The 24,065-nt window shown below is 66.2% G+C and carries 22 protein-coding genes; 3 read left to right on the forward strand and 19 right to left on the reverse strand.

Going from position 1 to position 24,065, the window contains the following annotated elements; all coding sequences use genetic code 11:
- Positions 1-10 precede the first annotated feature (10 nt).
- From A9J21_RS19375 to A9J21_RS19410, 8 genes are all read right to left on the reverse strand, one after another.
- Complete coding sequence (locus A9J21_RS19375; protein ID WP_082926510.1) at positions 11-1,141, reverse strand: porin; 1,131 nt, start codon at positions 1,139-1,141, stop codon at positions 11-13.
- A 124-nt stretch (positions 1,142-1,265) separates the two neighbouring features.
- Complete coding sequence (locus A9J21_RS19380; RefSeq protein WP_066738932.1) at positions 1,266-2,186, reverse strand: phosphate ABC transporter substrate-binding protein; 921 nt, start codon at positions 2,184-2,186, stop codon at positions 1,266-1,268.
- Positions 2,187-2,197: 11 nt separating this feature from the next.
- Positions 2,198-3,055, reverse strand: coding sequence for an HpcH/HpaI aldolase/citrate lyase family protein (locus A9J21_RS19385; protein ID WP_066738672.1), 858 nt, complete (start codon positions 3,053-3,055; stop codon positions 2,198-2,200).
- A 37-nt stretch (positions 3,056-3,092) separates the two neighbouring features.
- Positions 3,093-4,073 carry a protocatechuate 3,4-dioxygenase gene (locus A9J21_RS19390; RefSeq protein ID WP_066738674.1) on the reverse strand — a complete coding sequence of 327 codons (981 nt, stop codon included), beginning with the start codon at positions 4,071-4,073 and terminating at the stop codon, positions 3,093-3,095.
- A 36-nt stretch (positions 4,074-4,109) separates the two neighbouring features.
- Positions 4,110-5,429: an MFS transporter gene (locus tag A9J21_RS19395; RefSeq protein ID WP_082926511.1), complete on the reverse strand. Its 1,320-nt coding sequence runs from the start codon at positions 5,427-5,429 to the stop codon at positions 4,110-4,112.
- A gap of 94 nt (positions 5,430-5,523) precedes the next feature.
- Positions 5,524-6,378: an amidohydrolase gene (locus tag A9J21_RS19400; protein WP_066738676.1), complete on the reverse strand. Its 855-nt coding sequence runs from the start codon at positions 6,376-6,378 to the stop codon at positions 5,524-5,526.
- Positions 6,375-7,415: an amidohydrolase family protein gene (locus A9J21_RS19405; RefSeq protein WP_066738678.1), complete on the reverse strand. Its 1,041-nt coding sequence runs from the start codon at positions 7,413-7,415 to the stop codon at positions 6,375-6,377. Before A9J21_RS19405 ends, A9J21_RS19400 begins: the two co-directional genes overlap by 4 nt.
- A gap of 19 nt (positions 7,416-7,434) precedes the next feature.
- The gene (locus tag A9J21_RS19410) at positions 7,435-8,409 is read right to left on the reverse strand and encodes a PhnD/SsuA/transferrin family substrate-binding protein (RefSeq protein ID WP_066738680.1); all 975 of its coding nucleotides are present in this window, start codon (positions 8,407-8,409) and stop codon (positions 7,435-7,437) included.
- Between the two features lie 316 nt (positions 8,410-8,725).
- Between A9J21_RS19410 and A9J21_RS19415 the strand changes: the two genes are divergently transcribed.
- Positions 8,726-9,904 (forward strand): lactonase family protein, encoded by a 1,179-nt coding sequence (locus A9J21_RS19415; protein ID WP_082926512.1) that lies wholly within the window; start codon positions 8,726-8,728, stop codon positions 9,902-9,904.
- Here A9J21_RS19415 and A9J21_RS19420 read toward each other — a convergent pair.
- From A9J21_RS19420 to A9J21_RS19430, 3 genes are all read right to left on the reverse strand, one after another.
- A complete protein-coding gene (locus A9J21_RS19420) occupies positions 9,882-10,829 on the reverse strand; it encodes a helix-turn-helix domain-containing protein (protein WP_066738682.1) in 948 nt (315 codons plus the stop codon). The genes A9J21_RS19415 and A9J21_RS19420 overlap by 23 nt on opposite strands.
- A 431-nt stretch (positions 10,830-11,260) precedes the next feature.
- Positions 11,261-12,805 carry a tripartite tricarboxylate transporter permease gene (locus tag A9J21_RS19425; protein ID WP_066738684.1) on the reverse strand — a complete coding sequence of 515 codons (1,545 nt, stop codon included), beginning with the start codon at positions 12,803-12,805 and terminating at the stop codon, positions 11,261-11,263.
- A 3-nt stretch (positions 12,806-12,808) separates the two neighbouring features.
- Positions 12,809-13,294 (reverse strand): tripartite tricarboxylate transporter TctB family protein, encoded by a 486-nt coding sequence (locus A9J21_RS19430; protein WP_197497528.1) that lies wholly within the window; start codon positions 13,292-13,294, stop codon positions 12,809-12,811.
- A 400-nt stretch (positions 13,295-13,694) separates the two neighbouring features.
- Here A9J21_RS19430 and A9J21_RS19435 point away from each other — a divergent pair, with 400 nt between their 5' ends.
- A complete protein-coding gene (locus A9J21_RS19435; RefSeq protein WP_082926513.1) occupies positions 13,695-15,818 on the forward strand; it encodes a LamG-like jellyroll fold domain-containing protein in 2,124 nt (707 codons plus the stop codon).
- Positions 15,819-15,951: 133 nt separating this feature from the next.
- On the opposite strand, the gene A9J21_RS32025 is transcribed toward A9J21_RS19435, so the two are convergent.
- Together A9J21_RS32025 and A9J21_RS19440 are read right to left on the reverse strand one after the other, a co-directional pair.
- The gene (locus A9J21_RS32025; protein WP_197497529.1) at positions 15,952-16,104 is read right to left on the reverse strand and encodes a hypothetical protein; all 153 of its coding nucleotides are present in this window, start codon (positions 16,102-16,104) and stop codon (positions 15,952-15,954) included.
- A 36-nt stretch (positions 16,105-16,140) separates the two neighbouring features.
- Positions 16,141-17,340, reverse strand: a complete 1,200-nt coding sequence (locus A9J21_RS19440; protein WP_066738686.1) for a DUF4382 domain-containing protein — start codon at positions 17,338-17,340, stop codon at positions 16,141-16,143.
- Positions 17,341-17,585: 245 nt separating this feature from the next.
- Between A9J21_RS19440 and A9J21_RS19445 the strand changes: the two genes are divergently transcribed.
- Positions 17,586-19,145: a serine hydrolase gene (locus A9J21_RS19445; protein WP_066738687.1), complete on the forward strand. Its 1,560-nt coding sequence runs from the start codon at positions 17,586-17,588 to the stop codon at positions 19,143-19,145.
- A 25-nt stretch (positions 19,146-19,170) separates the two neighbouring features.
- On the opposite strand, the gene A9J21_RS19450 is transcribed toward A9J21_RS19445, so the two are convergent.
- The 6 genes from A9J21_RS19450 to A9J21_RS19470 all read right to left on the reverse strand — a co-directional run bounded on the left by A9J21_RS19450 (position 19,171) and on the right by A9J21_RS19470 (position 24,055).
- The gene (locus A9J21_RS19450; RefSeq protein WP_066738690.1) at positions 19,171-20,109 is read right to left on the reverse strand and encodes a dihydrodipicolinate synthase family protein; all 939 of its coding nucleotides are present in this window, start codon (positions 20,107-20,109) and stop codon (positions 19,171-19,173) included.
- A gap of 150 nt (positions 20,110-20,259) precedes the next feature.
- Entirely contained in the window at positions 20,260-20,424 is a 165-nt protein-coding gene (locus A9J21_RS31655; RefSeq protein ID WP_197497530.1) for a hypothetical protein, read from the reverse strand.
- Positions 20,421-21,344 carry an SMP-30/gluconolactonase/LRE family protein gene (locus tag A9J21_RS19455; protein WP_066738692.1) on the reverse strand — a complete coding sequence of 308 codons (924 nt, stop codon included), beginning with the start codon at positions 21,342-21,344 and terminating at the stop codon, positions 20,421-20,423. Before A9J21_RS19455 ends, A9J21_RS31655 begins: the two co-directional genes overlap by 4 nt.
- A 5-nt stretch (positions 21,345-21,349) precedes the next feature.
- Positions 21,350-22,330: a Bug family tripartite tricarboxylate transporter substrate binding protein gene (locus A9J21_RS19460; protein ID WP_404851395.1), complete on the reverse strand. Its 981-nt coding sequence runs from the start codon at positions 22,328-22,330 to the stop codon at positions 21,350-21,352.
- 88 nt (positions 22,331-22,418) lie between these two features.
- On the reverse strand, positions 22,419-23,351 hold the full coding sequence (locus A9J21_RS19465; RefSeq protein ID WP_066738937.1) for a hydroxyacid dehydrogenase: 933 nt from the start codon (positions 23,349-23,351) through the stop codon (positions 22,419-22,421).
- Positions 23,352-23,356: 5 nt separating this feature from the next.
- Positions 23,357-24,055 (reverse strand): RraA family protein, encoded by a 699-nt coding sequence (locus A9J21_RS19470; RefSeq protein WP_066738696.1) that lies wholly within the window; start codon positions 24,053-24,055, stop codon positions 23,357-23,359.
- Between the last annotated feature and the right edge of the window lie 10 nt (positions 24,056-24,065).

Raw genomic sequence — 24,065 nt, forward strand, 5'->3', positions numbered from 1 at the left:
CCGCATTGCATTAGAACACGTGCCGGATGCCGGCCATGACGGATTGTTCGGAGCCGCCCGGCAGCGGCGGCGTGCCCGGCGGATTCGAGCTGACCGGGGCGGCCAGCGTGCCGCTGTTCTTGATCATCGACGCCGACAGGTACACCAGCGTGCGCTTCGAGAACGTGTAGCTGCCGCGCAGCGTGACCAGCACGGCCTTGTTGGGCGATTCCTCGAACTTGTTCATCGCCACCATGCCGTCGATCGTGAACGCCTTGGCGACCGGCTGCGACGCAACGATCCAGTACAGGTTGCTCCGGGGTGTGGTGCTACCTTCGTTGATGCGCTTGAGCCAGCCGGCGCCAAGCTGCGTTTCCCCGAGTTGCAGGTAGCCGTTGACGGTCAGGCGGCTGTCGGTCAGGTCCGAGTTGACCAGGCCGCCGTACGTGGCTGCCGTGCCGCCATAGATGCGCTCCCAGGCGCTGACAATGCCCCACTTGCCGCCGTTGTACTTCAGGTAGGCCGAATACTCGCGGCACTGCTTCGCGTCGCCCGGCACTTCGCCCGCGCAGTTGGTGGCGGCCGGGTTGTTGCCCGATGCCGCGTCGCGCCCGAAGCTGTAGTTCAGGCCGCCGCTGATCGGCCCGTAGGCGCCCCGGTACGAGATGGAGTTGTCGGCGCGGGCGTTCGGAATGCCGGCATCGAGCACGCCCAGGCCCTGCGACGCCGCCGCAAAGATATCGGCATCGAGCATGCCGTAGTAGCGCATTGTGTACTGGCGGCCGAAACTGATGGTGCCCCAGTCGTTCTGCAGCCCCACCCAGGCCTGGCGGCCAAACATGCGCGACTGGCTCTGCCCGCCCGTATCGACCATGATGCCGCCCTCCAGCGTGAACAGCGCCTTGAGCCCGCCGCCCAGGTCCTCCACGCCCTTGATGCCCCAGCGCGATGGCGCCCCGCCGTAGCCCATGCGCATCTGGCTGCCCGTGGTGCCGGGTCCGGTCTGCGCACCGTGGATGTACTCGACGCCAACGTCCACCAGTCCGTACAGCGTGATGGACGTCGGCTGCGGCACGTTCTGCGGTTGCTGCCCGACCTGCGCCCATGCGGGCGTGGTCACCAGTGCCGCGCCGCATACGCATGCGGCGATCCCTTGCTTCATTCTCTGTCTCCTCTGTTTTTATTTGCGGCTGGTTGCCGGGCGCGCCGCCATGCCTGGCGGCGCGCCGTCCGTTCTTGTTCTGGTGCGGCTTTTCCTCCCCTGCGCCTGCGGCGCCCTGCCGGCGTCAGCCCAGGCTGCCCGTCACGTCGTCGAACAGCTCGTCCACCGACAGGCGGCGCAGAATGATGCGCTGGTCCAGCGCCCAGTCGATGGCAAGCTGGATGCCCTTGCGGTTGGCTTCGAGCCCGATGGGCGGAAAGACGGCTGGCACGCCGCCCTCGGCCTGCGCCCGGCTCTTGACGATCATCCGGTACAGTTCGCGCACGATGTCCGGCCGCTGTTTCGAGATGTCCTGATGCACCACGAACATGTGGTTGACCGGCACCACGCCTTCGCGCGCAAACCAGTCTCGGGCGGCGTCCTGCGCGTTCGGCACCAGCGTGCGCACGCGGTCGTCCCGGGGCATGTCCTCGCCCAGCAGCGCGGCCGCCAGCTCGCCGCCGAGCATCATGTCGGGGATCGACGAACCCTTGGGCAGGCGCTGGCAGTTGGGCGGATCGGCGTACTCGGCCAGATGCCCGTCGTTGAGCGTCATCCAGGTGACCTTGTCCAGGTCCACGCCGTATTCGTGGCGCAGGATGCCGCGGATCCACAGCGCGGTGGTCTGGGTGTAGGTACGCACCCCTACCCGCTTCCCCTCGATGTCCTTCGGGTCGAGATGGCCGAAATCGATATTGAAACCGGCGCAGTGATGCTGGAAGCGGCCCGAGATCGGCGCAGGCAGCAGCACGTATGGCTTGCCGTAGGCCTTCGCCTGCAGGAACGTGACGATGGCCAGCTCGCCCGCATCGAACGCGTTCTCGCGCACCATCGCCTTGAAGCCGTTATGCGCGGGCGTGGGGCCGCAGAAGTCCAGCCTGACCCGATCGGACGACACGCGGCCGTCGCGCAGCGCCTGCGTGACCTTGTACTCGGCCAGGTTGGTGCGCAGCGTGGGCACGCCATCGGGCGCGGCAGTCACGGCGGTGCTGGAAGCCGAAGTCATGGCGGCCTCCATCAGTAGCCTGCCATCTCGCGCGCCGCGCCGGCCACGCCGTAGCTCTTGAGCGGCGCCGACATCAGCATGCGGTAGCCCTCCTCCAGCAGCCGCTTGTGGTTCTTGGCGTTGACGTGCGGATTGCCCACCACCACGTCGTGCTTGCGGCAGGTCTCCACGATCTGGCGCATCGCGTCGGCCACCTCGGGGTGGTCATACTGGCGCGGAAAGCCCAGTTGCTGGCTCAGGTCGCCTTCGCCGATCAGGATGAAGCCGATGCCGGGCACGTTTGCCAGCATATCGTCGAGGTTCTCGATGGCCTCGGTGCTCTCGCACATCAGTCCCACCAGGATCTCGCCCTCGGGTGCCAGCGGCCAGACGTCGGCGCGGCGGTAGTATTCGGGCATCGACAGGCCCCAGTAGCGCGCGGCGTTGGCCGGGCCGTCGCCACGAATGCCCTTGGGCTCGTACAGCGGCGCGTGCTTCGGCCGTGCGTAGCGGCAGGCGGCCACCGCGTTGTAGGCCTGTTCCACCGTCGACACGTGCGGCCAGATCACACCGTAGCAGCCACGGTCCAGCACCTGCTTGGCGAACGACTGGTTCATCTCGGCGCCGTTGGCGGGGATGCGCGCAATCGGGGTCACGCCCGGCGCCATCGAACCGCGTTCGGCGATGGCCTTGCGGTTCAGCATGTACTGCAGCGCGTCGCCCAGCGCCGATACGTCGTACGGGTTGTGTTCCATCTCGAACACGACGCCGTCATAGGGCGCATCGCTCATCTCGATGGCGGTCTGCTTGTCCAGCTTGGAGAATGCCGCGTAGGCGGGCTTGCCCGATTCGAAGGCGCGGATGATGCCGTTCAGGCGGTTGTCGCTCATGGTGTCTGTTCCTTGACGAATGTGTGAACCAGGCCGGTCAGGCCTTCCAGTACATGAAGCCCATGCCCTCGCCGGTGCCGGCCGGCGTGCGCCAGCACGGCACGTAGTCCACCAGCGTCATGGCGGCGCCGGTTTCCTGCAGCGCCTTCATCACGCTGACGTAGAGCTTGATCTCGGAGGTGCCCGACTGGTACGAGCGGTTGTCCACGGCGGCCAGGCCGTCGTAGTCGTAATCGGCCAGCATCTTCATGATGCGGTGGTCGAATTCCTCGTCGTTGACGAAGTGCGACAGCCCGCCCGATGCGAAGATGCCCACCCGCACGTCTTCGGGCCACGCCGCGATGGCATCGCGCAGCACGCGGCCGAACTCGATGCAACGCGACATCGACGGCTGCGTCGGCGGGTAGAAGCAGTTCATGATCACCGGCACATGCGGCGGCGGGTTGTCGCCCATGATCTGGTGGTAGACAAAGCTGTACGCGTGCGGCACCACCGGGTACTCGGGCAGCGGCTTCATCCACACGTTGTCGGGCCAGGCGAACAGATCGGTCAGGTCGAAGTTCTCGCGCTGGAAGTATTCGATCAGGTAGGTCGCCAACTGCGGATGGCACGGGTGCACCACATGGTGATCGGGCGCGTAGACGGCGCGCTGCGGCGGGCCGTTGTGCACTTCCTTGCCGCTGTAGATCGCAATCGACGGCGAGAAGTCCGTGAAGATTTCCTTCTGGTCCTTGCCCAGGATGATCGCCACGTCGATATCGGCCTCCCGGTATGCGGCGGCCATTGTGTCCAGCGCCACGCGGCAGCGCGCGGCCCGCGCGGTGCGCTCTTCCAGCGTCAGGTATTTCTCGAAGGCGGCCTCGCGGTGCGCCTCCAGTTCAGGGTACGTCCAGGTACGGTTGCGGAACCACAGCTCGGGGTTGGCGCGGTCGCGCTCGCCGTTCTTGAGCCAGTCCTCGGGAGCCTGGCCGAGCATGCCGCTATGCGGTACGGCCATCCCGAATACGATTTTCGCCATAAGGATTCTTCAGAAGATTGATGGGTTCAGGGGTGTTCAGGCCTCGGCAGCATGCGGGCGCTCCTGCGCCTCGGTCAGCCGTGGCGCCCATTCCGGGCGAAACAGGATGGCGGTAGCCAGCGCGCCGATCACCAGGAAGACCAGGATCACCAGCATCGGCAGGTCGTAGCTGCCGCTCACGTGCAGCAGCCAGCCCGACAGGCTCGCCGCCACGCCGCCGGCCAGGCTGGTAGCCACCTGCTGCACGCCGGTCACCAGGCCGATGGCAGGTTTCGGGATCAGCGTCAGGCGCGACAGCGCCAGGTTGTTGGCCGTGGTCAGGCCCAGCAGCGACAGCGACAGCACGTTCCAGAACAGCGCCATCTCCAGCGACCTGGCCTGGGCGCCCAGCAGCACCGTGCAGCCGCCGATAAAGCCGCCGATGATGAAGATCTTGCGCACCCGCACCGCGTCGTGGCCCCGGGCGATGATCCGATCCGCGGCCCAGCCCGCCACGGCGGCCACGATGGCAATGCCCGCGAAGCTGACAAACGTGTAGACGCCCGACTCCTTGAGCGACAGCCCGCGTTGCTCCACCAGGTAGGCCGGCATCCAGCTCATGCAGTAGAACGTGAAGTAGCCGTAGCAGAAGTTCGTGATCAGGCCACCCCACACCACCGGACTTGCCAGGATGCTGCCCAGCGACACCGCGCTGGCCTTGCGATGCGCCACCGCCAGCTCCGCCTTCGACGGAAAGTCGTTGCGCACCAGCACCAGCCACGGCGCCAGCCAGATCAGGCCCACCACGCCTGTCGCCACGAACATGAACTGCCACGAGTAGTTGACGATCAGCCAGGCTCCGACCGGTGCGCCAATGGCCGGGCCGAACTTGTTGCCCATGGCAAGGATGCCCACGGCCAGGCCGTTCTGGCTTTCGTCGAAGTTGTTGCGGATCCAGCGGTAGCTGGCCGGAATGACGATGGCCTCGGCCATGCCGATGACCAGCCGCATCGCCACCAGCCCTGCCAGCGCGGTGACCGCGCCCATCAGCGCCGTTGCCACGCACCAGGCGGCAAAGCACAGCGCGTAGGGCCATTTCACGCCATAGCGGTCGGCCACCCAGCCCATCGGCACCTGGAACAGGCCGTACGACCAGAAGAAGGCCGAGTTGATCCAGCCGCGATCCACGCTGGACAGCCCGAACTCCCTGACGAAGGCCGTATCGGCCAGTGCCGACGCGATACTGGTGCGGTCGACAAAGGAAATCAGTACGCCGGTGGCGAGCAGCGCCAGAATCGTCCACCGGCTCAGCGCCTGCTGTGGCGGCTGGGTCGATGACGATGCCGATGCCGACCGCGTTGATTGGGTTGTCTCCATGTCTTCTATTTGGAATGCACTGCGATGCTTCATGCAGGCCGCCATCGGCGGCGGCCTGCCCCTGCTGCGCTGCCGCCCCGCAAGGGCGGGCAGATCAGGCCAGGCCCGGATAGAGCTTTTGCGCGGTCTTGCCAAAGATCCACGCGCGCTCGGTCTCGTTCAGGCAGGCCAGCCCTTCGCGCGCCGTTGCCAGGATCTCGGCCAGCGTGCCCGGCGAGGTCGGGAAGTTCGATCCCCAGGCAAGCCGTCCCGCGCCAAAGGCCTCCACCACGCGCGGGAAGAACGTCTCGGCGCTGGCGCGCTCCTTCTTCACATCGCCGAAGATGCGCGGCGTGAGCTTCAGGTAGATGTTCTCCAGCGCCGCCAGGTCGAACAGGCTTTGCGCGTTCGCATACGGCGGGCCGTCGGCCACTTCGGGACGGCCCAGGTGATCGAGCAGGATGCGCACCGTGGGAAAGCGCTTCGCCAGCGCCGTCACCTGCGGCAGCCCCACCGGACCGGTCTGGATGCACATCGTCAGCCCCAGTTCGCCACACATCTCCCAGGCCGGAAACGCGCGCGGATCGTCCAGTTCGCTCGGATCGAAGTCCTTGGTGCTGCCGCCCGTGAACAGGCGCAGGCCGGCCAGGCCGCGCTCCACCCACTCGCGGATGCGCTGCGGCGCGTCGGGCTGCAGCACGTCGACCGAGCCCACCGCGACCAGCCGCCCGGCATACTGGTTGCAGCCGTCCACCACGTAGCTGTTGTCGAAGCCGTACGTGGTGGACGAATGCACCACCGCGGCCCTGGCAACGCCAGCCGCATCCATCGCGGCGATCAGCGTCTGGACCGTGGTGGGCCGCTCCTTCGACCATTCCGAGCGCTTGCCGAACAGCGGTGCCGGCGGATACCGTTCCTCGTCGTCGGAAATGATGTGCGGGTGGATATCGATGATCTGTTGCGATGTCATGCCAGGGCTCCCTGCTTGGCGCGTGCCTTCAGGCGGGCATCCAGGCGCGGGTACACGCGGCGCGCATTGCCTTCGAAGATGTTGTAGCGGTCGGCATCGCTGAGCGCCGCGCAGGCGTCCAGATAGCGCTTGGTGTCGTCGAAGTTGTGGCCGGTGTCGGGGTCCTTGCCGCGCACCGCGCCGATCATCTCCGAGCCGAACAGCACGTTGCTGGACGGAATCACCTTGGTCAGCAGTTCCACGCCGGGGTGGTGGTAGACACACGAATCGAAGAACACGTTGTCGAGCAGCCCTTCCAGCGGACGCTCGCGCATTTCCAGCGACATGCCGCGATATCGGCCCCAGTGGTAAGGCACCGCACCGCCACCGTGCGGAATCACGAGGCGCAGCGTGGGAAAGTCCTTGAACAGGTCGCCCTGCAGCAGCTGCATGAAGACCGACGTATCGGCGTTCAGGTAGTGCGCGCCCGTGCCATGGGCGCACGGGTTGCACGACGCCGCCACGTGGATCATGGCCGGCACGTCCAGGTCGACCAGTGCCTCGTAGAGCGGATACCACGAGCGGTCGGTCATCGGCTTGCCGGTCCAGTAGCCGCCCGACGGGTCGGGATTCAGGTTGCAGCCGACAAAGCCCAGCTGCTCCACGCAGCGGCGCAGTTCGGGAACGCAGTTGGCCGGATCGGCGCCGGGCGACTGCGGCAACTGGCACACCGGCGCGAAGTTGTCGGGGTACATCTCGGTGACGCGGTAGACCAGATCGTTCGAGATCTCGGCCCACTCCAGGCTGGTGCGCTCGTTGCCCAGGTGGTGGCTCATCAGGCCGGCAATCGGCGAGAACAGCGTAAGGTCGCTGCCGCGCTCCTTCTGCAGTCGAAGCTGGCCGTTGCCAACGCCTTCGCGGATTTCGTCGTCGGACACATGCGCGCCCGACAGCGGCGGCGCGTTGGCGATGTCGTCGGCGCTATCCACCTGTTTGGCGCGCCAGGCGCGGAACGATGCGGGGACGGTCGTGAAATGACCGTGGCAGTCGATGATCATGATGCGTTTCCGTATGGGTTCAGCGGGCCAGCGGGTCCACGAACAGTTCGTGGACAGCCATGCGGCGCGGGGTCAGGCCCTGCTTGAAAGCCGTGGCTTCGAGCGTTTCGATGGTCTTGATGTTTTCCGGCAGGCCGTAGGGCAGCGGATCGTGGCCGACGATCTTGCGAAGTTCCAGATACTTCCTGTCGCTGGCGCTGGTGGCCTCGCCGGCATCGAGCCGGGCCAGCCATTCCTGCTTGGCCTGCGCAAAGGCGTCGTAGATCGACCTGGCAATCCACGGGTGCTCGGCCAGCACCGAATCCTTGACCACGATGGTCCCGTGCATCGGATAGACGCCGGTACGCGCGTAGTACTCCGATTCCAGTTCGGCCGCGTTGGGCAGCAGGTCCGGGTAATCGGCCTCGACTTCCTTCCAGCCGCCGGTCGGCGCGCCGGTGCGCCCGATGCCGGCCGCTGCCGCAAAGCCGGCCACCAGTTCGCCGCTGGCCATCATGTCGGCCAGCGATTTGCCAGCCGGGGCGTGGATCACGTTCGACGGCAGCTCCAGCTGCGTCACGTGCTCTTCGTCATCGACCACCCAGGTCACCTTCGAGGCATCGAGCCCGAATTCGTCGATCAGCACCTGGCGCGTCCATACGCCGGTGGTCACCGAGTAGGCGCGCACGCCCACCTGCTTGCCTTCGAGGTCTTTCGGATGCCGGATGCCGGCATCGGGCCGCACCAGCAGCCCGCCGTGGTGGAAGCGGCGCACCACGAAGACCGGCAGCGCCACGAACGGCGCGCCGTAGGCACGGGCAATGATGTAGGTGGTGGGCGCCAGTTCGCAGACATCGAACTCGACATCGCGCACCATGCGGCGGAAGGCGCCGATCTGCGGCTGCACCGTGATGAATTCGGCATCCACGCCTTCGATGGGAATGGTGCCGTTGCGGATGGCCGAGGTATGCGGGTGCTCGGCAATCGCGATCTTGAGCGGGACTTTCTTTGCCAACTGCTTCTCCTTTGGGTATCTCGCGTCCGCCGCACCAGATCACGGGGCTGGCACCGGACGCGTCGTCTCGATGGAGAGCAAGAATATTGAGCACGCAGCGCCGCGTCCCTACACAAAACAGAGATTCACTGGGACTTTTGTGAACGGACGCGAAGTCGGGGCACAATGGCCGCCACAGGCCCACGCGCGCGGCTAGGGGTCATCCCTGAGCCGGACAGGAAGTGCCAGCAAAGCTGCGTTTTGTGCAAGGACGCACGGCCAGGCGTGGCCTACGCTTCTCGCGCTGAAATCACCCTGACACCACACGAAAAGAACAATGACGCTGATTTCCCGCAGGCAGACCTTGAAGCGGTGCGGCGCGCTGGCGGCGCTGGCCGTATCGGGCATACCCGTGGCGCCGCTGCTGGCCGCCTCTCCGGCGCCAGGCCCGCCGGGCGCCGCACAAGGCGAACTGGTCTATGTCGGCATGCAGGAGCGCCAGATCCGCACGCTGCGCTTCGACGCCGCCACCGGCACGCTGGGCGCGCTTGGCACCGTGGCCGAAGGGCTGCGCTCCACCTGGACGCTTGCACATCCGAAGCTGCCGGTGCTCTATGCGGTGGACGACGACAACACGCGCGAAGGCAGCGTGACCGCGTTTGCCGTGCACCGGCAGACCGGCGCGCTGACGCGCATCAACGAGGTAGCCAGCGGCGGCAGCGGCACCACTTATCTGTCGCTGGATGTGCCGTCGATGACGCTGCTCGCGGCCAATTTCGGGGGCGGGTCGTCGTCGAGCATTGCCGTGCAACCCGATGGCAGCCTGGGCGCGCGCGTCTCGACCATCAAGGAAACGGGCTCGGGGCCGCATCGGCGCCAGACCAGCGCGCACGCGCACGGCATCGTCATCGACCCTTCGGGGCGCTTTGCGCTGGTATCCGATCTGGGCGCCGATCGCGTGTTTGTGTACGGCTTCGACCGGGCCACGCACGAGCTGTCGCGCGACGACGCGGCCAATCCGGCGCCGTTCGTCGCCACGCCCGGCAGCGGCCCGCGGCATATGGCGTTCGGGGCCGACGGACGCATTGCCTACCTGCTCAGCGAACTGACCGCCGAAATCGTCACGCTACGCTGGGACGCCGCACGCGGCACGCTGACGGCGGTGCAGACGCAAGCGGTCAGCAGCACCGCCTTCGAAGGGGTCAGGAGTGGTGCGGAACTCGCAGTCAGCCGCGATGGCCGCCATGTCTACGTGGCGGATCGGGGCGAAAACACGATGGTGGTCTATCGCGTCGCCGCCGGCTCGGGAGAGCTGTCGCTGGTGCAGCGCGTGCCATCGGGCGGTGAACGGCCCTGGCACTTCGCCATCCATGACTCCGGCAAGTGGATGCTGGTCGCCAACCAGCGCAGCGGCAGGGTCAGCGTGTTTGCCGTCGACCCCGCTTCCGGCAAGCTGACCGATACCGGCCATGCCGCCGAAGTGCCCTCGCCCGTCAGCCTGACTTTTGTGAAGTAGGCTGCTGGCGCGCTGCAATGCGGAACTGGCTCGGCGCCTGGCCCACTTCCTTGCGGAAAAAGCGCGTGAAGTAGGCGGCATCGGCAAAACCGAGCCAGAACGCGATCTGCTCCACGGACATGTCACCGAAGATCAGGCTGCGCTTGGCTTCGGTGACGATGCGCGCATGGATCAGCTTGGTCGGGCTCTGCCCCGTGGCCGACGCGCACGCGGCACGCAGCTGCACCGGCGACACGGCCAGCTTCGATGCATAGTCCTGCAGCGACAGGTTGTCCCGGTAGTGCTGGTCGATCAGTTCGCGGAAGCGCTCGGCCAGACGGACGTCGTGCCGTGCCGTGCCATCGCCCCCCGCCATGTCCAGCGTGGTGCCGCGCAGCAGCATCAGCAGCAGCGTGGTCAGCAACGCCTCGGTGCCCACCACATGGCCCACCGACTGCGACTGGATTTCCTGCTCCAGGCTGCGGATCAGCCGGTGGAACTCGATCTCTGCATCGGCAGAATACGCCAGTGAAATCATGCGCGGCGACGACCAGAGCTGCACGAACGCCTGCAGCTTGGCATTGAGCTGCGCCAGGTAGGTGACCTCGATGGTCACCACCCAGCGGTCGACATCGATCTCGTAGTCCAGCCCGTGTACGCACTCGGTGGGTAGCAGCAGCGCGCACGGGCCTTCGAATGCCACACTGCTGCCCTCCAGGTTCATCACGCCCTTGCCGCTGCGCACGAAGATCACCTGGCCATAGGCCGGATGCGCGTGCGGCTCGGTCTTCCAGCGCCCGCGCTCGGTCACGTGGCCGACATTGACGAACCAGTCTTCCTTCTTCTCTTCGGGACGCTCCACATAGAGCCGCACCTTGGGCACCGTGGTCGGTGCCGCATTGGGATTCGCGGTGCGCGATGGCCGGGCGGCCGCAGCGTGTTCCATACACAAGTCTCCTGGGCTGCGGGATCGTCGTGGTCATGCCGCGCCCGAAGGCTGGCGCGCGTCCCGCTAGTACCTTTTGTGTGCCACCGGGCAGTGGAGTGCACCCGCATGTGATGCATCCGCCCGGCAGGCGATCGCGACATTCTAGACCCGCAGCGCACGCGGCTCAATGCACGGGATCTTACGAATGGTTAGGCAAAAACCCGCATGCGCTGCCGCCCGTCAGGCCGGCACCCGGGCAGCGCATGGGAATGTGCCTTGCGAAGCGCGCCACGGTCTGGCAGGCCGGCCACCACGATGTCGCTGCACAGCGCGATGCCCTGCCCCGCCCCGGGAACCGCAACATCGATCCGGCGACGGCCTCGGGCGGCACCAAAGAAAACGGGCGCTGCTTGCGCAGCGCCCGGCACCGTCTTGAGACCCCTGTTTTCTTATTCGTTCACGGCCAGGCCGGAATCGGGCACCTCGACCACCGGCTTGCTCTTTCCGCCGCGACCGCGCCATGCCGACCACGTCACCGCCGTCACCAGCAGCACCGAGATCACCACGAAGGTGCAACTGATCGGGCGCTGGATAAAGACCGACAGGTCACCACGCGACAGCAGCAGCGCACGGCGGAAGTTCTCCTCGACCATCGGTCCCAGCACGAAGCCCAGCAGGATCGGCGCCACCGAGAACTCCAGGTACATCAGCAATGCGCCGATCAGGCCGAAAGCCAGCACTTCCCAGATCTGGAACAGGCTGCTCTGCGTGCTGAACACGCCCACCGCGATAAAGAACATGGCCGACGGGAACAAGTAGCGATACGGCACCTGCAGCAGCTTGACCCACACGCCGATCATCGGCACGTTCAGGATCATCAGGATCACGTTGCCGATCCAGAAGCTGGCGATCAGGCCCCAGAAGATGTCCGGGTGATCGCTGATCAGCTGCGGACCCGGGGCAATGCCCTGGATCATCAGCGCGCCCAGGATCAGCGCCATCACCGCGTCGCCGGGAATGCCCAGGCTCATCGTCGGGATGAAGTCGACCTGCGTCTTCGAATGCGACGATGCCTCGGGCGCGGCCACGCCAGCGATCATGCCCGTGCCGAACTTCTCGGGCGTCTTCGAGATCTTGCGCTCCAGCGCATAGGCCACGAACGTGGTGATGGTCGGGCCGGTGCCCGGCATGGCGCCGAACAGCGTGCCCACGCCAGTGCCACGCACCATCGGCCAGAACGCCTGCTTCAGCTCGGCCATGCTCGGACGCATGTCGCGGATACGCAGCTTGGCATTGCTGGTCACGGCGGTCATGCGGTTGACGTTCAGGATGAAGTCGGCCACGCCGAACAGGCCCATGGCGATCGCCACCAGTTCCAGGCCGTCGCTCAGCTCGGGAATCCCCAGCGCAAAACGGAACGTACCGGTGTTCACGTCGGTACCCACCACGCCGCACAGCAGGCCGAACAGCGTCATCGCCACGCCCTTGAGCGGCGATCCGCGCGACATGGTCGATCCGGCCAGCAGCCCCAGCAGCATGATCGAGAAAATCTCCGCCGGGCCGAACTTGAATGCGATGGCGGTCAGCAGCGGCGACGCGAAGATCATCACCAGGATGCCCACCGATGCCGCAAAGAACGAGCAGATCATCGTGATGCCCAGCGCGGTACCGCCCTTGCCTGCGCGCGTCATCGGATAGCCGTCCAGGCACGTCACCGCGTGCGGCGGGTGCGACGGCAGGTTGAGCAGGATGGCGCCGATGGCGCCGCCGTACTGCGATCCGTAGAAGATGCCGGCCAGCATCAGGATGGCAGGCACCGGATGCATTACGTACGTCAGCGGCAGCAGGATCGAGATGGCCGACAGCGCGCCCATGCCGGGCAGCACGCCGATCAGGTTGCCGACCAGCACGCCAAAGAACGACCACATCAGGTTGCTGCCCTGGAACGCTACGCCGAAGCCGAACCAGAGATCATGCAAGGCATTGGAAACCATGGCTCAGCCCCCCCAGGTAAACAACGGCAACTGGATCTGCAGCAGCCACGAGAACACCGCTGCGGCAATCACGCACATCGCCACGGCCAGAGCAGCCGCCTGCTTGATGTTGTTGTTGCGATCACCGAGCGCGGAAATAAAGACGATGGCAAACGTGGCCGGAATCATGCCGCCGTACACGCCGAACAGCAGGAACGCCAGGGTGCCCAGCACGATGCAGACCGTGCCGCGCAGGTCGGGGGCCGCATGGCCGTGACCGTGCCCTGCGGGCTGTTCCGCCTGCGATGCCGACTGACCCCGTGCAGAACTGGCGATCAGCACGCCAACAAATGCCAGCAGCGCGCCCACGGCAACAGGGAAGAATCCGGGGCCCATGCGGCTGAGCGTGCCGGTGTGGTACTGCAGGCCGGCGGCCACGGCGGCCAGACCGACGAGCACCATCAGCGCACCACCGTAGTAGTCCTTCTTGAAGCGATGTGCCTGGCTCATTGGTCGGCCCTCCTGCAGTCGTGCTGCGAGGGTTGGATACGGCGATCGAACATCGTTTGTCTCCTTCATTGCCCGCGCATGCGGGTCAAGCGGAAATCTACAAACGATGTCTTCCAAGGGCCTTTCATGAAGCTTCCATCAACCTTACATTTAGCATCACGTTGTGATGTATTTGCCTTCGTCTCCGGTTTTCTCGGTGTTATCCCTGCATTGGGAGACAAGCGGCTCCGGGGGAAGTTGTATGAGACACGCAGACACATTGCGACGCCCGTTTGCGGCGCGTCGGGTGGTTGCCTGTGCGCAGCGCCGCAACGATTTCGTCACATTTCCATCAACGCCATGTCACGCAGATTCCAGACACTTGCCGCTTTTCAAGAACGCAAGACCGAGGAACGCCGTCATGACCAGCAAGAAGCCGTACACCCCTGCACTGCCGCTCGACACCCGTGCGCTCGAAGGGATTCCAGACCGTCAGCGCCGCCTGTTGCTGCGCGCTGGCCTGGGCATGTCCCTGGGCGGTTCGGCAGCCTTGCTGGCCGCCTGCGGTGGCGGCGACGATGCGCCGGCAGGATCATCGGCCACGCCCGGCGCCACCGCCCCCGGCGGCACGACGCCAGCGGGCAAGGTTTCAAGCTTTGCGCTGGCCGTGCTGCCCGATACGCAGTTTTACTCGCGCTACGCCACCACCGACGAGAACCTGCAGTTCCAGCGCAAGTACGGTTCCACGCCATTCCTGGCCCAGACCAAGTGGATCACGCAGAACGCCGCCAGCTTCCGCATTCCGTTCACGATCCATCTGGGCGACGTGGTGGACCAGCAGGGCAAGCCGCTGCAGTGGCAGATCGCGGACGAGGCCATGAACGTGCTGGAGCGCGCCAACGCGCCCTACTCCATCCTGGCCGGCAACCACGATGTGATCTCGGATGTGGACTACGTGAATGCCAGCAGCCAGGCATCGAACACCGATGCCCAGCGCAACCTTGCCAACGAGCCGTACCTGAAGACGTTCCCCACCACGCGCGCGCAGCGCCAGACCACCTTCGGTGGCCGCGATCCGTCCGGCTTCCATGAGTACCACCTGTTCGACGTCGACGGCAATCAGTTCATGGTGCTGTCGATGTCGTGGCGCGCCTCTGACGCGGCCATCACGTGGGCGCGCCAGGTACTGGCCGATCACCCGAAGGTGCCGGTGATCCTGTCCACGCACCAGCTGCTCAATATCGGCCCCGATGGCGTGACGCCGCTCGAAGTGCCGTACGGCCTGATGCTCTGGGAAAAGCTGATCAAGGACAACGACCAGATCTTCATGACGCTGAACGGCCACTACCACGGCGCCGCGCACCTGACCAAGGTGAACAATTTCGGCAATCCGGTCGAGGAAATGGTGGTCGACTACCAGATGGCCTATATGGGCGGTAACGGCCTGATGCGCCTGTACGAGTTCGACCTGACCAACAACAAGATCAAGATCCTGTCGTTCTCGCCGTGGGTGCCGCAGAAGCCCAGCAGCACGCTGAACGAATTCGACGTGGCGGTGCTGACCGAAGGCAACCAGCAGTTCGAGATCGATTTCGATTTCCGCACGCGCTTTGCCCGCTTCAACCCCGGCTTCGTGATCCCGGCCGCCGGCAACGACCCGATCAACGTCCGCGCCAAGGCGGCCATCCTCGCCAACTACAACGAGCCGACCATCACCGACAAGAAGCCCGCGGCCGATGTGAACGACTATCCGCTGGTGGCATCCACCGTGGCGCACTGGCGCTTCTTCGGCGGCACCGATGGCGCCGCCGTGCCGGTGGGCCAGGTCATCGACGACGTGACGGGTGCCAACCCGGTGGCGCGCGAAGCGCTGGCCAATGGCGGCGCCGCCCAGCTCGGCGACATGACGTGGTCCAACGACCACCACTACCTGTCGGCCGCACCGGGCAGCGTCATGTTCTCGAATTCGACCAATTCGCCGACGCGCATGAGCTACTTCGCCACGCAGACCACCGCGGCGATCAACGCGCTGACCTTCGACACCGGCTATACGGTCGAGGCGTTCATCAAGCTGCCGGCCACGTGGACGGCCGCCAACAACGCGTGGATGAACATCATGGAGCGCGAAGGCCGGCGCGGTAACGTTACCGGCTTTGGCAGCGGCGACGCCAGCGAAAGCCCGCTGATCTTCGCGATCTCCAGCCTGCGCGAAGTGCAATGGGAGGTGACGCCCAGCACCACCGGCACAAAGAACCCCGCCGCCAACTGGTCGGGCGAGATCATTGCAGGCAAATGGGTGCATGTGGCCGTGGTGAACGATCCCGCGACCAACGAGACGGTGATGTACGTGGAAGGCGCCCCGGTGCTGCGCAACGCGTCGAATACGCGCGGCATCGCCTTCGTCACGGCCGCCAGCCGCATGTTCATCGGCGGCGGCGTCTACAACAACGCGCCGTCCAACGGCTTCCTGGGCCAGATCGGCGAGGTACGCATCTGCACCGAACCGCTGACCACCGACAAGTGGCTGACCGCCCGGCGCGCCTGATCGGCGTCAATAGCGGCGGTTACGAATGGTTGCACTGAAGCCGCCGCTTCTCGTTTGCACTACGCTGCTGCGCGGCAACAAGGAAACGGCCGGTCAGAGGACCGGCCGTCGTGGCCGCTGGCAGCGGCAAGGATCAGCAGTTGCCCTTCTTGGCCTGGCCCGGCGGGCAGAATCCGTTGCCTGGGCCGCCTTGCGGATGGGCGGCCGGCCCATGGTCGGGCACGTAATAGGCGCAGCCGCCAAGCAGCGTCACGCCGGTGACAATCATGATGAGGATGGTTTTCATGGTATGCAGGGCAAATGCCCGTGTCAGTCGCCTGTTTTAAAAACTGAAGTTGACGCCGGACTGGCCGCCATTGAATACGTTGACGTTATTGGTCTGTGTCGCCCCGCCCGTGCTGGTGGCCTGCACCGAATACTGGCCGGCGGCGGATGACACGGCGGACAGCGTGATCGGCAACGTCGTACTGTAGGTGCCGAACAGCGGCGCGGCGGCCGGCAATGCCAGCGAATAGGCGCCCGTATCGAGGTTGGCATTGGCCGAGGCAATTTCGTACGACACCGACCCGATGGTCTGCAGCGCGCGCACGGCAGCCTGCGCCGACGCCGTGGCCGTGCCCGACACCGTATTGGTCGTCGATGCCGGCAGCGTGATTGGCGACGCAGCCGTGGCGACCGATGTCGTGGCGCTGGCGGTGACCGGCACGGCACCGATGATGCCGGTGGCGTGGCCGGACGGCAGCTTGTTGTCGACGATGACCACGTCATAGTTACCGCCGGTGCTGCTTTGCACAAGCGGCGTCAGCACGAACTTCCCGCTGGCATCGGCCACGGTGCCACGCACGATCTTGCCGTTCTGCTCCGCGTAGACGGTGGCCCCAGCCTGCGCAGTCGCCACAAAGCCGGTGATCGAACCGCTGACCGTCATCGGCGTGGCGGTGACCACGGGCTTCAGGCTATATCCGCCGTTGCCCTGCTGGACGATGGACTTGCAGGCGTTGAAGTCCAGGATCAGGTCGACCAGCGTATTGGCCGGCACCGTGAATGGCTGGATGATCTTGTACCCGCTCTGCGTGGCGCTGGGCGTAGCCAGCGGCAGTTCGGCAGTCGTTCCGGACACCACCACTGCATTCGCCAGCGAATTGCCCTGGTTGGCGCTCAGCACCAGGCGCACCTGCTGGTACTGGCCGGCCGGCAGCGGCGCCCGCCCCAGATCGAACAGCACGCCGTTCGTCAGCGACAACAGGTCGACCCGCTGCGGCGTCGCCAGCGCGATATCTGTCCAGCCACCATCGTTGTCGCCCGCCGAGTTGCTCGCATTCACGCGCACCTTGCTGACCGTGACAAAGACGTGGTCGAAGCCGCAGGCCGGGGCATCGGTCATTGACACATGCAGCGTGCCATTGGTGGAAGTCGTGTTGTCGCTGCCGCCGCCGTCTCCGCCGCCGCACGCGACGACAATAAACGAAGCCGGTAGTACGGCCAGGATTTTCGCCAGATCAAGCGGGCTTCTGATTTTCATGACGAGCCTCTCCTCAGGGCACGGTGATGCCTGAAGCATAGGGCCGGCACCCCGGCTCGCGGATCCGGCATTGCAACGAATCGTAACGGAAATGAAACAGATCGGCGCCAGCAGCGGGCGCCTACGTTGGGCACGGCACATCCGGCACCGGCCAGTGTCGCCTACAGTGGTTCTTGTCTGTCTGCGCGCGACGCGCATCCGCAGCACTTTCCGCACTTCGAGCATTGCCAGCAAGGAGAACCGCCGTGGGCAAACTGCAAGATCGTCGCCGCTTCCTGGGCGCCGCCCTGACCGGCGCGCTGGTCCCCACCCTGCCCGCCTGTGGCGGCAGCGACGACCCGGCCCCTGCACCGGCGCCCGCCCCTGCTCCCGTGCCCGAGGCACAGATCACCCAGGCCATCGCCCAGGTCGACACACTGGCTGCCAACCTGATGACCAGCTCCGGCGTGCCCGGCATGGCCATTGCCGTGGTACGCGGCAACCAGACCGTGTATGCCAGGGGGTTCGGACGGCGGCTGGTGACCGATCCAGCGCCCGTCGATGCCGACACCGTGTTCCAGCTGGCGTCGGTATCCAAGCCCATCGGCGCCACGGTGGTGGCGCGTCAGGTGGGGCGCGGCAGCATCCAGTGGGACACGCCCGTCATCGCGCAGTTGCCCTGGTTTGCACTGTCGGATGCCGATTCCACACAGGCCGTGACCGTCGGCGACTTCTACGCGCATCGTTCGGGGCTGCCCGACCATGCGGGCGACCGGCTCGAAGACATGGGCTACGACCGCCGCGAAGTATTGACGCGCCTGCGCTTCCTGCCCGTGCACCCGTTGCGCACCGCGTACGCGTACACCAATTTCGGCATGACGGCCGGGGCCGAGGCCGTGGCAACCGCAGCCGGCATCGACTGGGCCACGCTGTCGGAGCAGGCCATCTACCAGCCGCTGGGCATGATGCGCACCAGTTCGCGCTACGCAGATTTTGCTGCCCGCGACAACCGCGCGCTCGGCCATGTCAAGGTCAACGGCGCCTGGGTGCAGGGCATGGGAACCATGCCCGATGCGCAATCGCCGGCGGGCGGCGTCAGTTCGTCAGTCAACGACCTGGCAAAATGGCTGATCATGCTGCTGGCGACGGGCGAGTTTGCCGGCCAGCGCATCGTCGATGCAGCGGCCCTGGCACCCGCACTGGCGCAGCAGATGCAAAGCGGCCCGCCCGCCAACGGCCGCCCGGCAAGCTGGTACGGCTACGGCTTCAATGTCGGCACCACCGAACTGGGCCTGACGTCCTACAGCCATTCGGGCGCGTTTGCCGTGGGTGCCGCCACCAGCTTTACCGTCGTGCCGGCGCTGAACCTGGCCATCGTCACGCTGACCAACGGCTACCCCATCGGCATCCCCGAGACGCTGAACGCGCAGTTTTTCGACCTGGTGCAATACGGCGCCTTCCGCCGCGACTGGGGGGCCATCTTCACCGATGCCCTGGCGCCGCTGCTGCTGCCCGAAGGCCGTCTGGTGGGCCAGTCGCCGCCGGCCAGCCCGCTGCCGGCGCGGGCGCTGTCGACCTACACCGGCACCTATCGCAACGACTACTACGGCCCGCTGCAGGTCACCGAACAGGGCGGCGCACTGGTCATGACGCTGGGCGCCAGGCCGCTGACCCTGTCACTGACACACTGGGACGGCGACGTCTTCACGTTCACGCTCCATAACGAGAACGCCACACCGGGCACGATCTCGCAGGCGGCATTTGCGAGCGACCGGGTGTGGCTGGAGTATTACGACCACGAAGGGCTCGGGGTGTTCCTGCGCTGAAACGCAGCGCCGCGCGCCACGGATATCACCCCGCCAGTTGCCCCGCCCGGGGATCGAAGCGTGCCAGCCGGGCCAGCAGATGGTCGACTTCGGTCCTGGCCTTGGCGCTCATCGGCGCGGACGGCTTGCGCTGCGCCGCGGACGCCAGGATGCCCCGGCGCATCAGCACATATTTGCGGACTGCCAGGCCGGCGCCCGGTTGCTGCTCGTACCGCAGCAACGGCAGGTGCGCGTCGAAAAGATCGTGTGCGGCCTCGCGCTGGCCTTCCTGGCTCAGGCGCACCACGTCGCAAAGCATGTCGGGAAACGCATAGCCCGTGTTGGCGCCATCGGCGCCCCGCTCCATCTCGTAGTCCAGGAACAGCCCGTTATTGCCGCACAGGATCGAGATATGCCGCATGGAACCCTCGGCCTCGAAGGCGCGCAGCGTGGAGATCTTCTCCAGGCCGGGCCAGTCCTCGTGTTTCAGCATCACGCACGACGGCAGTTCCTGCACGATGCGGCGGATCACGCCGGGCGTCATCTGCACCGAGAAAGTCAGCGGGTAGTCCTGCAGCACAAACGGCACGTCGGCACCAATGGCCTCCACGGCCTGGCGGTAGTAGCCCACGATCTGGTCGTCGGTACGCAGGGTGTTGGGCGGCGCGATCATGACGCCGGTCGCGCCACGGTCCATGACGTCGCGGGTCAGTGCGCGCATGGCGGCAAAGCCCGGAGCCGACACGCCCACCACCACCGGCAGCTTGCCGGCGCGGGCGATCACGCGCGACGCCACGTCGAGCGATTCCGCGTGCTCCAGCTTGGACGCCTCGCCAAGCTGACCGAGCACCGTCACGCCAGTCGAGCCACAGCCGGCGTAGAAGTCCATCATGCGGTCGATGGAAGCCGTATCGATGGTGCCATCGTCAAAGAACGGGGTGGGCGCGATCGGGAACACGCCCTTGGCATCGGAGGTCAGCAGCATCAGTCGTTCACCTGTAGTAAGCGGATGGAAAGCCGGCAAGTGCCTGCCGTGGCACATCTGACACCACAAGTGCCGCCGCAGTCAATCCGTCAATCGGCATACGCGCTGGCGGCAACAGCGCCAGGCCCTAGCTGCCCGTATACGTCGTGATCAGCCCGACCAGCGACACCATGCCGCCACCCGGTCGTCGTCGACCGAGGCAGCGGCCGGGCGCAGCTTCGCGCCGGGCGCCACCGGATAGCGGCTGTCGTAGATGTGCATAGGGCAGTCGCAGGCGCCCGCGAAAGCCATGACGGCGGTGGGAGCGGCGTTCATGCGACGCGTCCGCCATGCACCGGCGCGCCGCCTTCCGGCATCTCCGCGCACAGGACGGAACCGGTCGTGGACTCGGTCATCAGCAGCGTCCTGCCGTCGGCACCACCGAAGCACAGGTTGGTCAGCGATGCGCCCACGGGGGTACGAATCACTTCAACCGGCTCGGCACGATGGTTGAGCACCCAGACATGGCCCAGCCCCGGATTGGCCACCAGCAGGAAGCCATCGGCGCGCATGGCAAGGCCGTCGGGGCCGCTTGGTCCGTACGACGTAAAAAACTGGCCGACCTTGCTGACCGAGCCATCGGCCTGCAATGGCACGCGCCACACGCAGTTGCCGCGTGTCATTGCCACATACAGCACCTTCTCGTCGGGCGACAGCACCAGGCCGTTCGGGCTGGGCGCATTGGTCAGCAGCACATCGAGCCTGCCGTCAGGCGCCAGGCGATACACGCGGCCCGTGGGATCGTGCATGCCGGTCTGGCCCTGATCCGTGAAATACAGGTTGCCGGCCGAGTCGAAGGTCAGGTCGTTCACGCCACGGAAGCGCTCCGAATTCCGCCGCTCCAGGAACGGCGTCACGGTGCCGGTGCGGGCGTCGAGCCGCATCAGGCCGTTCCGGTAGTCGGTAATCAGGAAATCGCCGCCGGCCAGGCGTTTCATGCCGTTGGGCTCGCCGTCGTACTCGGCCACCTGCTCCCAGTCGCCGTGCAGCGACACGCGGAAGATCCGGCCGTAGGGAATATCGGTCACCCAGAGATGGCCGTCCGCCCAGACCGGGCCTTCCAGGAACGAATCGGTAACCGCGCCGCCGCGATTTGCCAGCGACCAGGCGTTGTCACGATCCTGCCGGCGAAACGCTTCCGGCAGGCGGGTAAGCACGGTGGCGTCGCGCACGCTGGGGGACTGAAGCAGCATCATGATGGCTATTGCTTTTCGATATTGGCTTTCTGTGCAACGGTGGCCCATTGCGCCGTTTCCCGCTGGATCAGCTGCGCAAACGCGGGGCTGTCCAGGTTGCCCGGCTGCGAACCCATCTTTGCCAGGAATTCCTTCATGTCGGGCGCCTGCAGCGCCTTCTGGATCTCCGCCTGCAGCTGGGCGATGACTTCGCTGGGCGTGCCCTTCGGCGCGGCCAGGCCCGACCAGTTGAACAGGCTGAAGGCCGGCACGCCGGCTTCGGCAAACGTGGGCACGTTCGGGAACACATCGACCCGGCGCTTGCCGCTGATACCGAGCAGACGCATCTGGTTGCCCTTGACCGGCGCCAGCGCGGTCGGCGTGGACACCACCAGCAGATCGACGCTGCCGCCCAGCAGGCCCACCATCGCCTCGCCAGCACCCTTGTACGGCACGTGCATCAGCTTGATGCCGGCGGCCTGCTGGAACGCCTCGGCGGCAAAGTGCGGCGAGCTGCCGGGGCCGCCGGTGCCGAACGTGACTTCGCCCGGATGCGCCTTGGCGTAGCTGACCAGCGACTGCAAGTCCTTGAAGCGCGAATCGGCCTTCACGCCCACCACCACCGGCGAGAACGCAAACGGTGCGATCGGGACCAGGGCGGTCTGGTGGTCCCAGTTCAGCTTTTTGAATACGTAAGGCAGCGTCGTGTACGAATTGTCGTTCGCCAGCAGCGTGTAGCCATCGGCCGGCGCGTTCACGACCTGCGTGGTACCGATCGTGCCCGATGCTCCCGGCTTGTTCTCCACCACGAAGCTCTGGCCCGTCTGCTGGGTCAGTTTCTGCGCCACCTTGCGCGTCACCACATCGACGGCGCCGCCCGGCGGGTTGGGCACGACGATCCGGACGGGCTTGTCGGGATAAGCCGCCTGCGCGGGCACGCCCAGGCCGGCCAGTACTGTGGCGGCGGCCAGTGGCGCCGCCATGCGGGAAAATGCGCGATGCAACATCGTTGTCTCCTGGCGCCTGCGGCGGGCCCGGCCTGGGGCCAGACCCACCGCGACGCCTGTTTCTATCCTGGGAAGCCTGAGGCTCCCCTTACACCGCCGTGGCGGCGTCCTGCAGCACGGCCAGCACGTTCTTCGCCGCGCCAACGCCCATGTTCACGTAGGCCGCATCGCTGACACCGCCAATGTGCGGCGACAGGATCAGGTTCGGAATCTGCTGGAACGGGTGCGGCACCGTCATCGGCTCCACTGCGAAGCTGTCCAGGCCAGCCGCGTAGAGCTTGCCGCTGGACAGCGCCTCGGCCAGTGCCGGTTCGTCGATCAGGCCGCCGCGCGCCGTATTGACCAGGATCGCGCCGTCCTTGAACTGGGCCAGCGTCTCGCGGTTCAGCATGCCGCGGTTGTCGTCGGTCAGCGGGCAATGCAGCGACACCACGTCGGCTTCGCGATAGATCTGCGGCAGGTCCACCAGCGTCACGCCCTGGGGCACGGTCTTCGCATAGGGATCGAACGCGATCACGCGCATGCCCAGTGCCACGCCGGTCACCGCGGCGCGGCGGCCGATCTCGCCCAGACCCACGATGCCCAGCGTGCGGCCGTTCAGTTCGATGGTCTTGTGGGTCGACTTGTCCCAATGACCGGCGCGCATACGCGCGTTCAGATGCGGCACGGCCTTGGCGCAGGCCAGGATCAGCGCCCACGCGTGCTCGGCCACGGCTGCGGCATTGGCGCCCACCGCCGCCTTCACCGCGATGCCGCGCTGCGCGGCGGCGGGCTGGTCGATCACGTCGATGCCGCTGCCGTGCTTGGAGATCACCTTCAGGGAAGGCGCGGCATCCATGATCGTCGCCCCCACCTTGCCGTAGCGCACGATGATGGCCACCGGGTCCTTTTCCTTCGCCAGCGCCAGCACGGTTTCCTCGCTGCATTGCTTGCCGGCGAAGCACACGTCGAAGTCCTTGAGCAGTTCCAGCGCCTGCGGCGCGAGGTCATTGCCCATGACCAGCAAAACAGGTTTCTGCATGATGCTCACAGCGATTCACCTTCGGCCAGCACGCCGGCGGCGCGCAGTTCCTTGTCGAGCCAGCCCGGACGCAGGTCGCCGGCCTTGATGGCGGCAATGCGCTTCGCTTCGGCATCCACCTTCTTCTGGGCCAGTTCCAGGATGGCTGGCACGTCTTCACGCGGGATGACCACCACGCCATCGGCATCGCCAACGATCAGGTCGCCCGGATTGACGGCAACGCCGGCCACCGAAGCGGGCCAGTTGACCAGGCCGCCGATGGCCTTGGTGGGGCCGCACGGGTTGGTGCCGGCGGAGAACACCGGGAACGGGCCATGGGCCAGTTCGTGAGAATCGCGCACGGCGGCATCGATCACGAAGCCGGCCAGGCCCGAGGCCTGCGCCTGCGTCGCCATGATTTCGCCGCACAGGGCAGCGGTCTGGTCGCCCTTGCCGTCGACCACGATCACGTCGCCGGGCTTGGCCAGCGCCAAGCCCACGTGGAACATCAGGTTGTCGCCGGGACGCACTTCGACGGTCAGCGCCGGGCCGCACACCTTCATGGCGGGCGACAGGCCCTGCACGCGGGCGTTCAGCGTGCCGCGACGGCCCACCACATCGGCCAGGATGGCGGCCTGGAAGTTCGACGCACGCGCCACCAGTTCAGGCGAAACGCGCTCGAAATCGCGGCGGATGGCAGGGGATGTTTTGGCTTGGGTGCTCATGTACGACTCC

It is taken from the genome of Cupriavidus sp. D384, assembly GCF_001652915.1.
Classification (GTDB): Bacteria; Pseudomonadota; Gammaproteobacteria; order Burkholderiales; family Burkholderiaceae; genus Cupriavidus.

Coding starts and splice junctions, on each gene's coding strand:
- A9J21_RS19465 (WP_066738937.1), bottom strand. CDS start 23,351: ATGCAGAAACCTGTTTTGCTGGTCATGGGCAATGACCTCGCGCCGCAG.
- A9J21_RS19435 (WP_082926513.1), top strand. CDS start 13,695: ATGACCAGCAAGAAGCCGTACACCCCTGCACTGCCGCTCGACACCCGT.
- A9J21_RS19430 (WP_197497528.1), bottom strand. CDS start 13,294: ATGAGCCAGGCACATCGCTTCAAGAAGGACTACTACGGTGGTGCGCTG.
- A9J21_RS19420 (WP_066738682.1), bottom strand. CDS start 10,829: ATGGAACACGCTGCGGCCGCCCGGCCATCGCGCACCGCGAATCCCAAT.
- A9J21_RS19425 (WP_066738684.1), bottom strand. CDS start 12,805: ATGGTTTCCAATGCCTTGCATGATCTCTGGTTCGGCTTCGGCGTAGCG.
- A9J21_RS19460 (WP_404851395.1), bottom strand. CDS start 22,330: ATGTTGCATCGCGCATTTTCCCGCATGGCGGCGCCACTGGCCGCCGCC.
- A9J21_RS19400 (WP_066738676.1), bottom strand. CDS start 6,378: ATGACATCGCAACAGATCATCGATATCCACCCGCACATCATTTCCGAC.
- A9J21_RS19415 (WP_082926512.1), top strand. CDS start 8,726: ATGACGCTGATTTCCCGCAGGCAGACCTTGAAGCGGTGCGGCGCGCTG.
- A9J21_RS19450 (WP_066738690.1), bottom strand. CDS start 20,109: ATGCTGCTGACCTCCGATGCCAAGGGCGTGTTCCCGATCGCGCCCACC.
- A9J21_RS19395 (WP_082926511.1), bottom strand. CDS start 5,429: ATGGAGACAACCCAATCAACGCGGTCGGCATCGGCATCGTCATCGACC.
- A9J21_RS19405 (WP_066738678.1), bottom strand. CDS start 7,415: ATGATCATCGACTGCCACGGTCATTTCACGACCGTCCCCGCATCGTTC.
- A9J21_RS31655 (WP_197497530.1), bottom strand. CDS start 20,424: ATGAACGCCGCTCCCACCGCCGTCATGGCTTTCGCGGGCGCCTGCGAC.
- A9J21_RS19470 (WP_066738696.1), bottom strand. CDS start 24,055: ATGAGCACCCAAGCCAAAACATCCCCTGCCATCCGCCGCGATTTCGAG.
- A9J21_RS19375 (WP_082926510.1), bottom strand. CDS start 1,141: ATGAAGCAAGGGATCGCCGCATGCGTATGCGGCGCGGCACTGGTGACC.
- A9J21_RS32025 (WP_197497529.1), bottom strand. CDS start 16,104: ATGAAAACCATCCTCATCATGATTGTCACCGGCGTGACGCTGCTTGGC.
- A9J21_RS19380 (WP_066738932.1), bottom strand. CDS start 2,186: ATGACTTCGGCTTCCAGCACCGCCGTGACTGCCGCGCCCGATGGCGTG.
- A9J21_RS19385 (WP_066738672.1), bottom strand. CDS start 3,055: ATGAGCGACAACCGCCTGAACGGCATCATCCGCGCCTTCGAATCGGGC.
- A9J21_RS19440 (WP_066738686.1), bottom strand. CDS start 17,340: ATGAAAATCAGAAGCCCGCTTGATCTGGCGAAAATCCTGGCCGTACTA.
- A9J21_RS19390 (WP_066738674.1), bottom strand. CDS start 4,073: ATGGCGAAAATCGTATTCGGGATGGCCGTACCGCATAGCGGCATGCTC.
- A9J21_RS19455 (WP_066738692.1), bottom strand. CDS start 21,344: ATGATGCTGCTTCAGTCCCCCAGCGTGCGCGACGCCACCGTGCTTACC.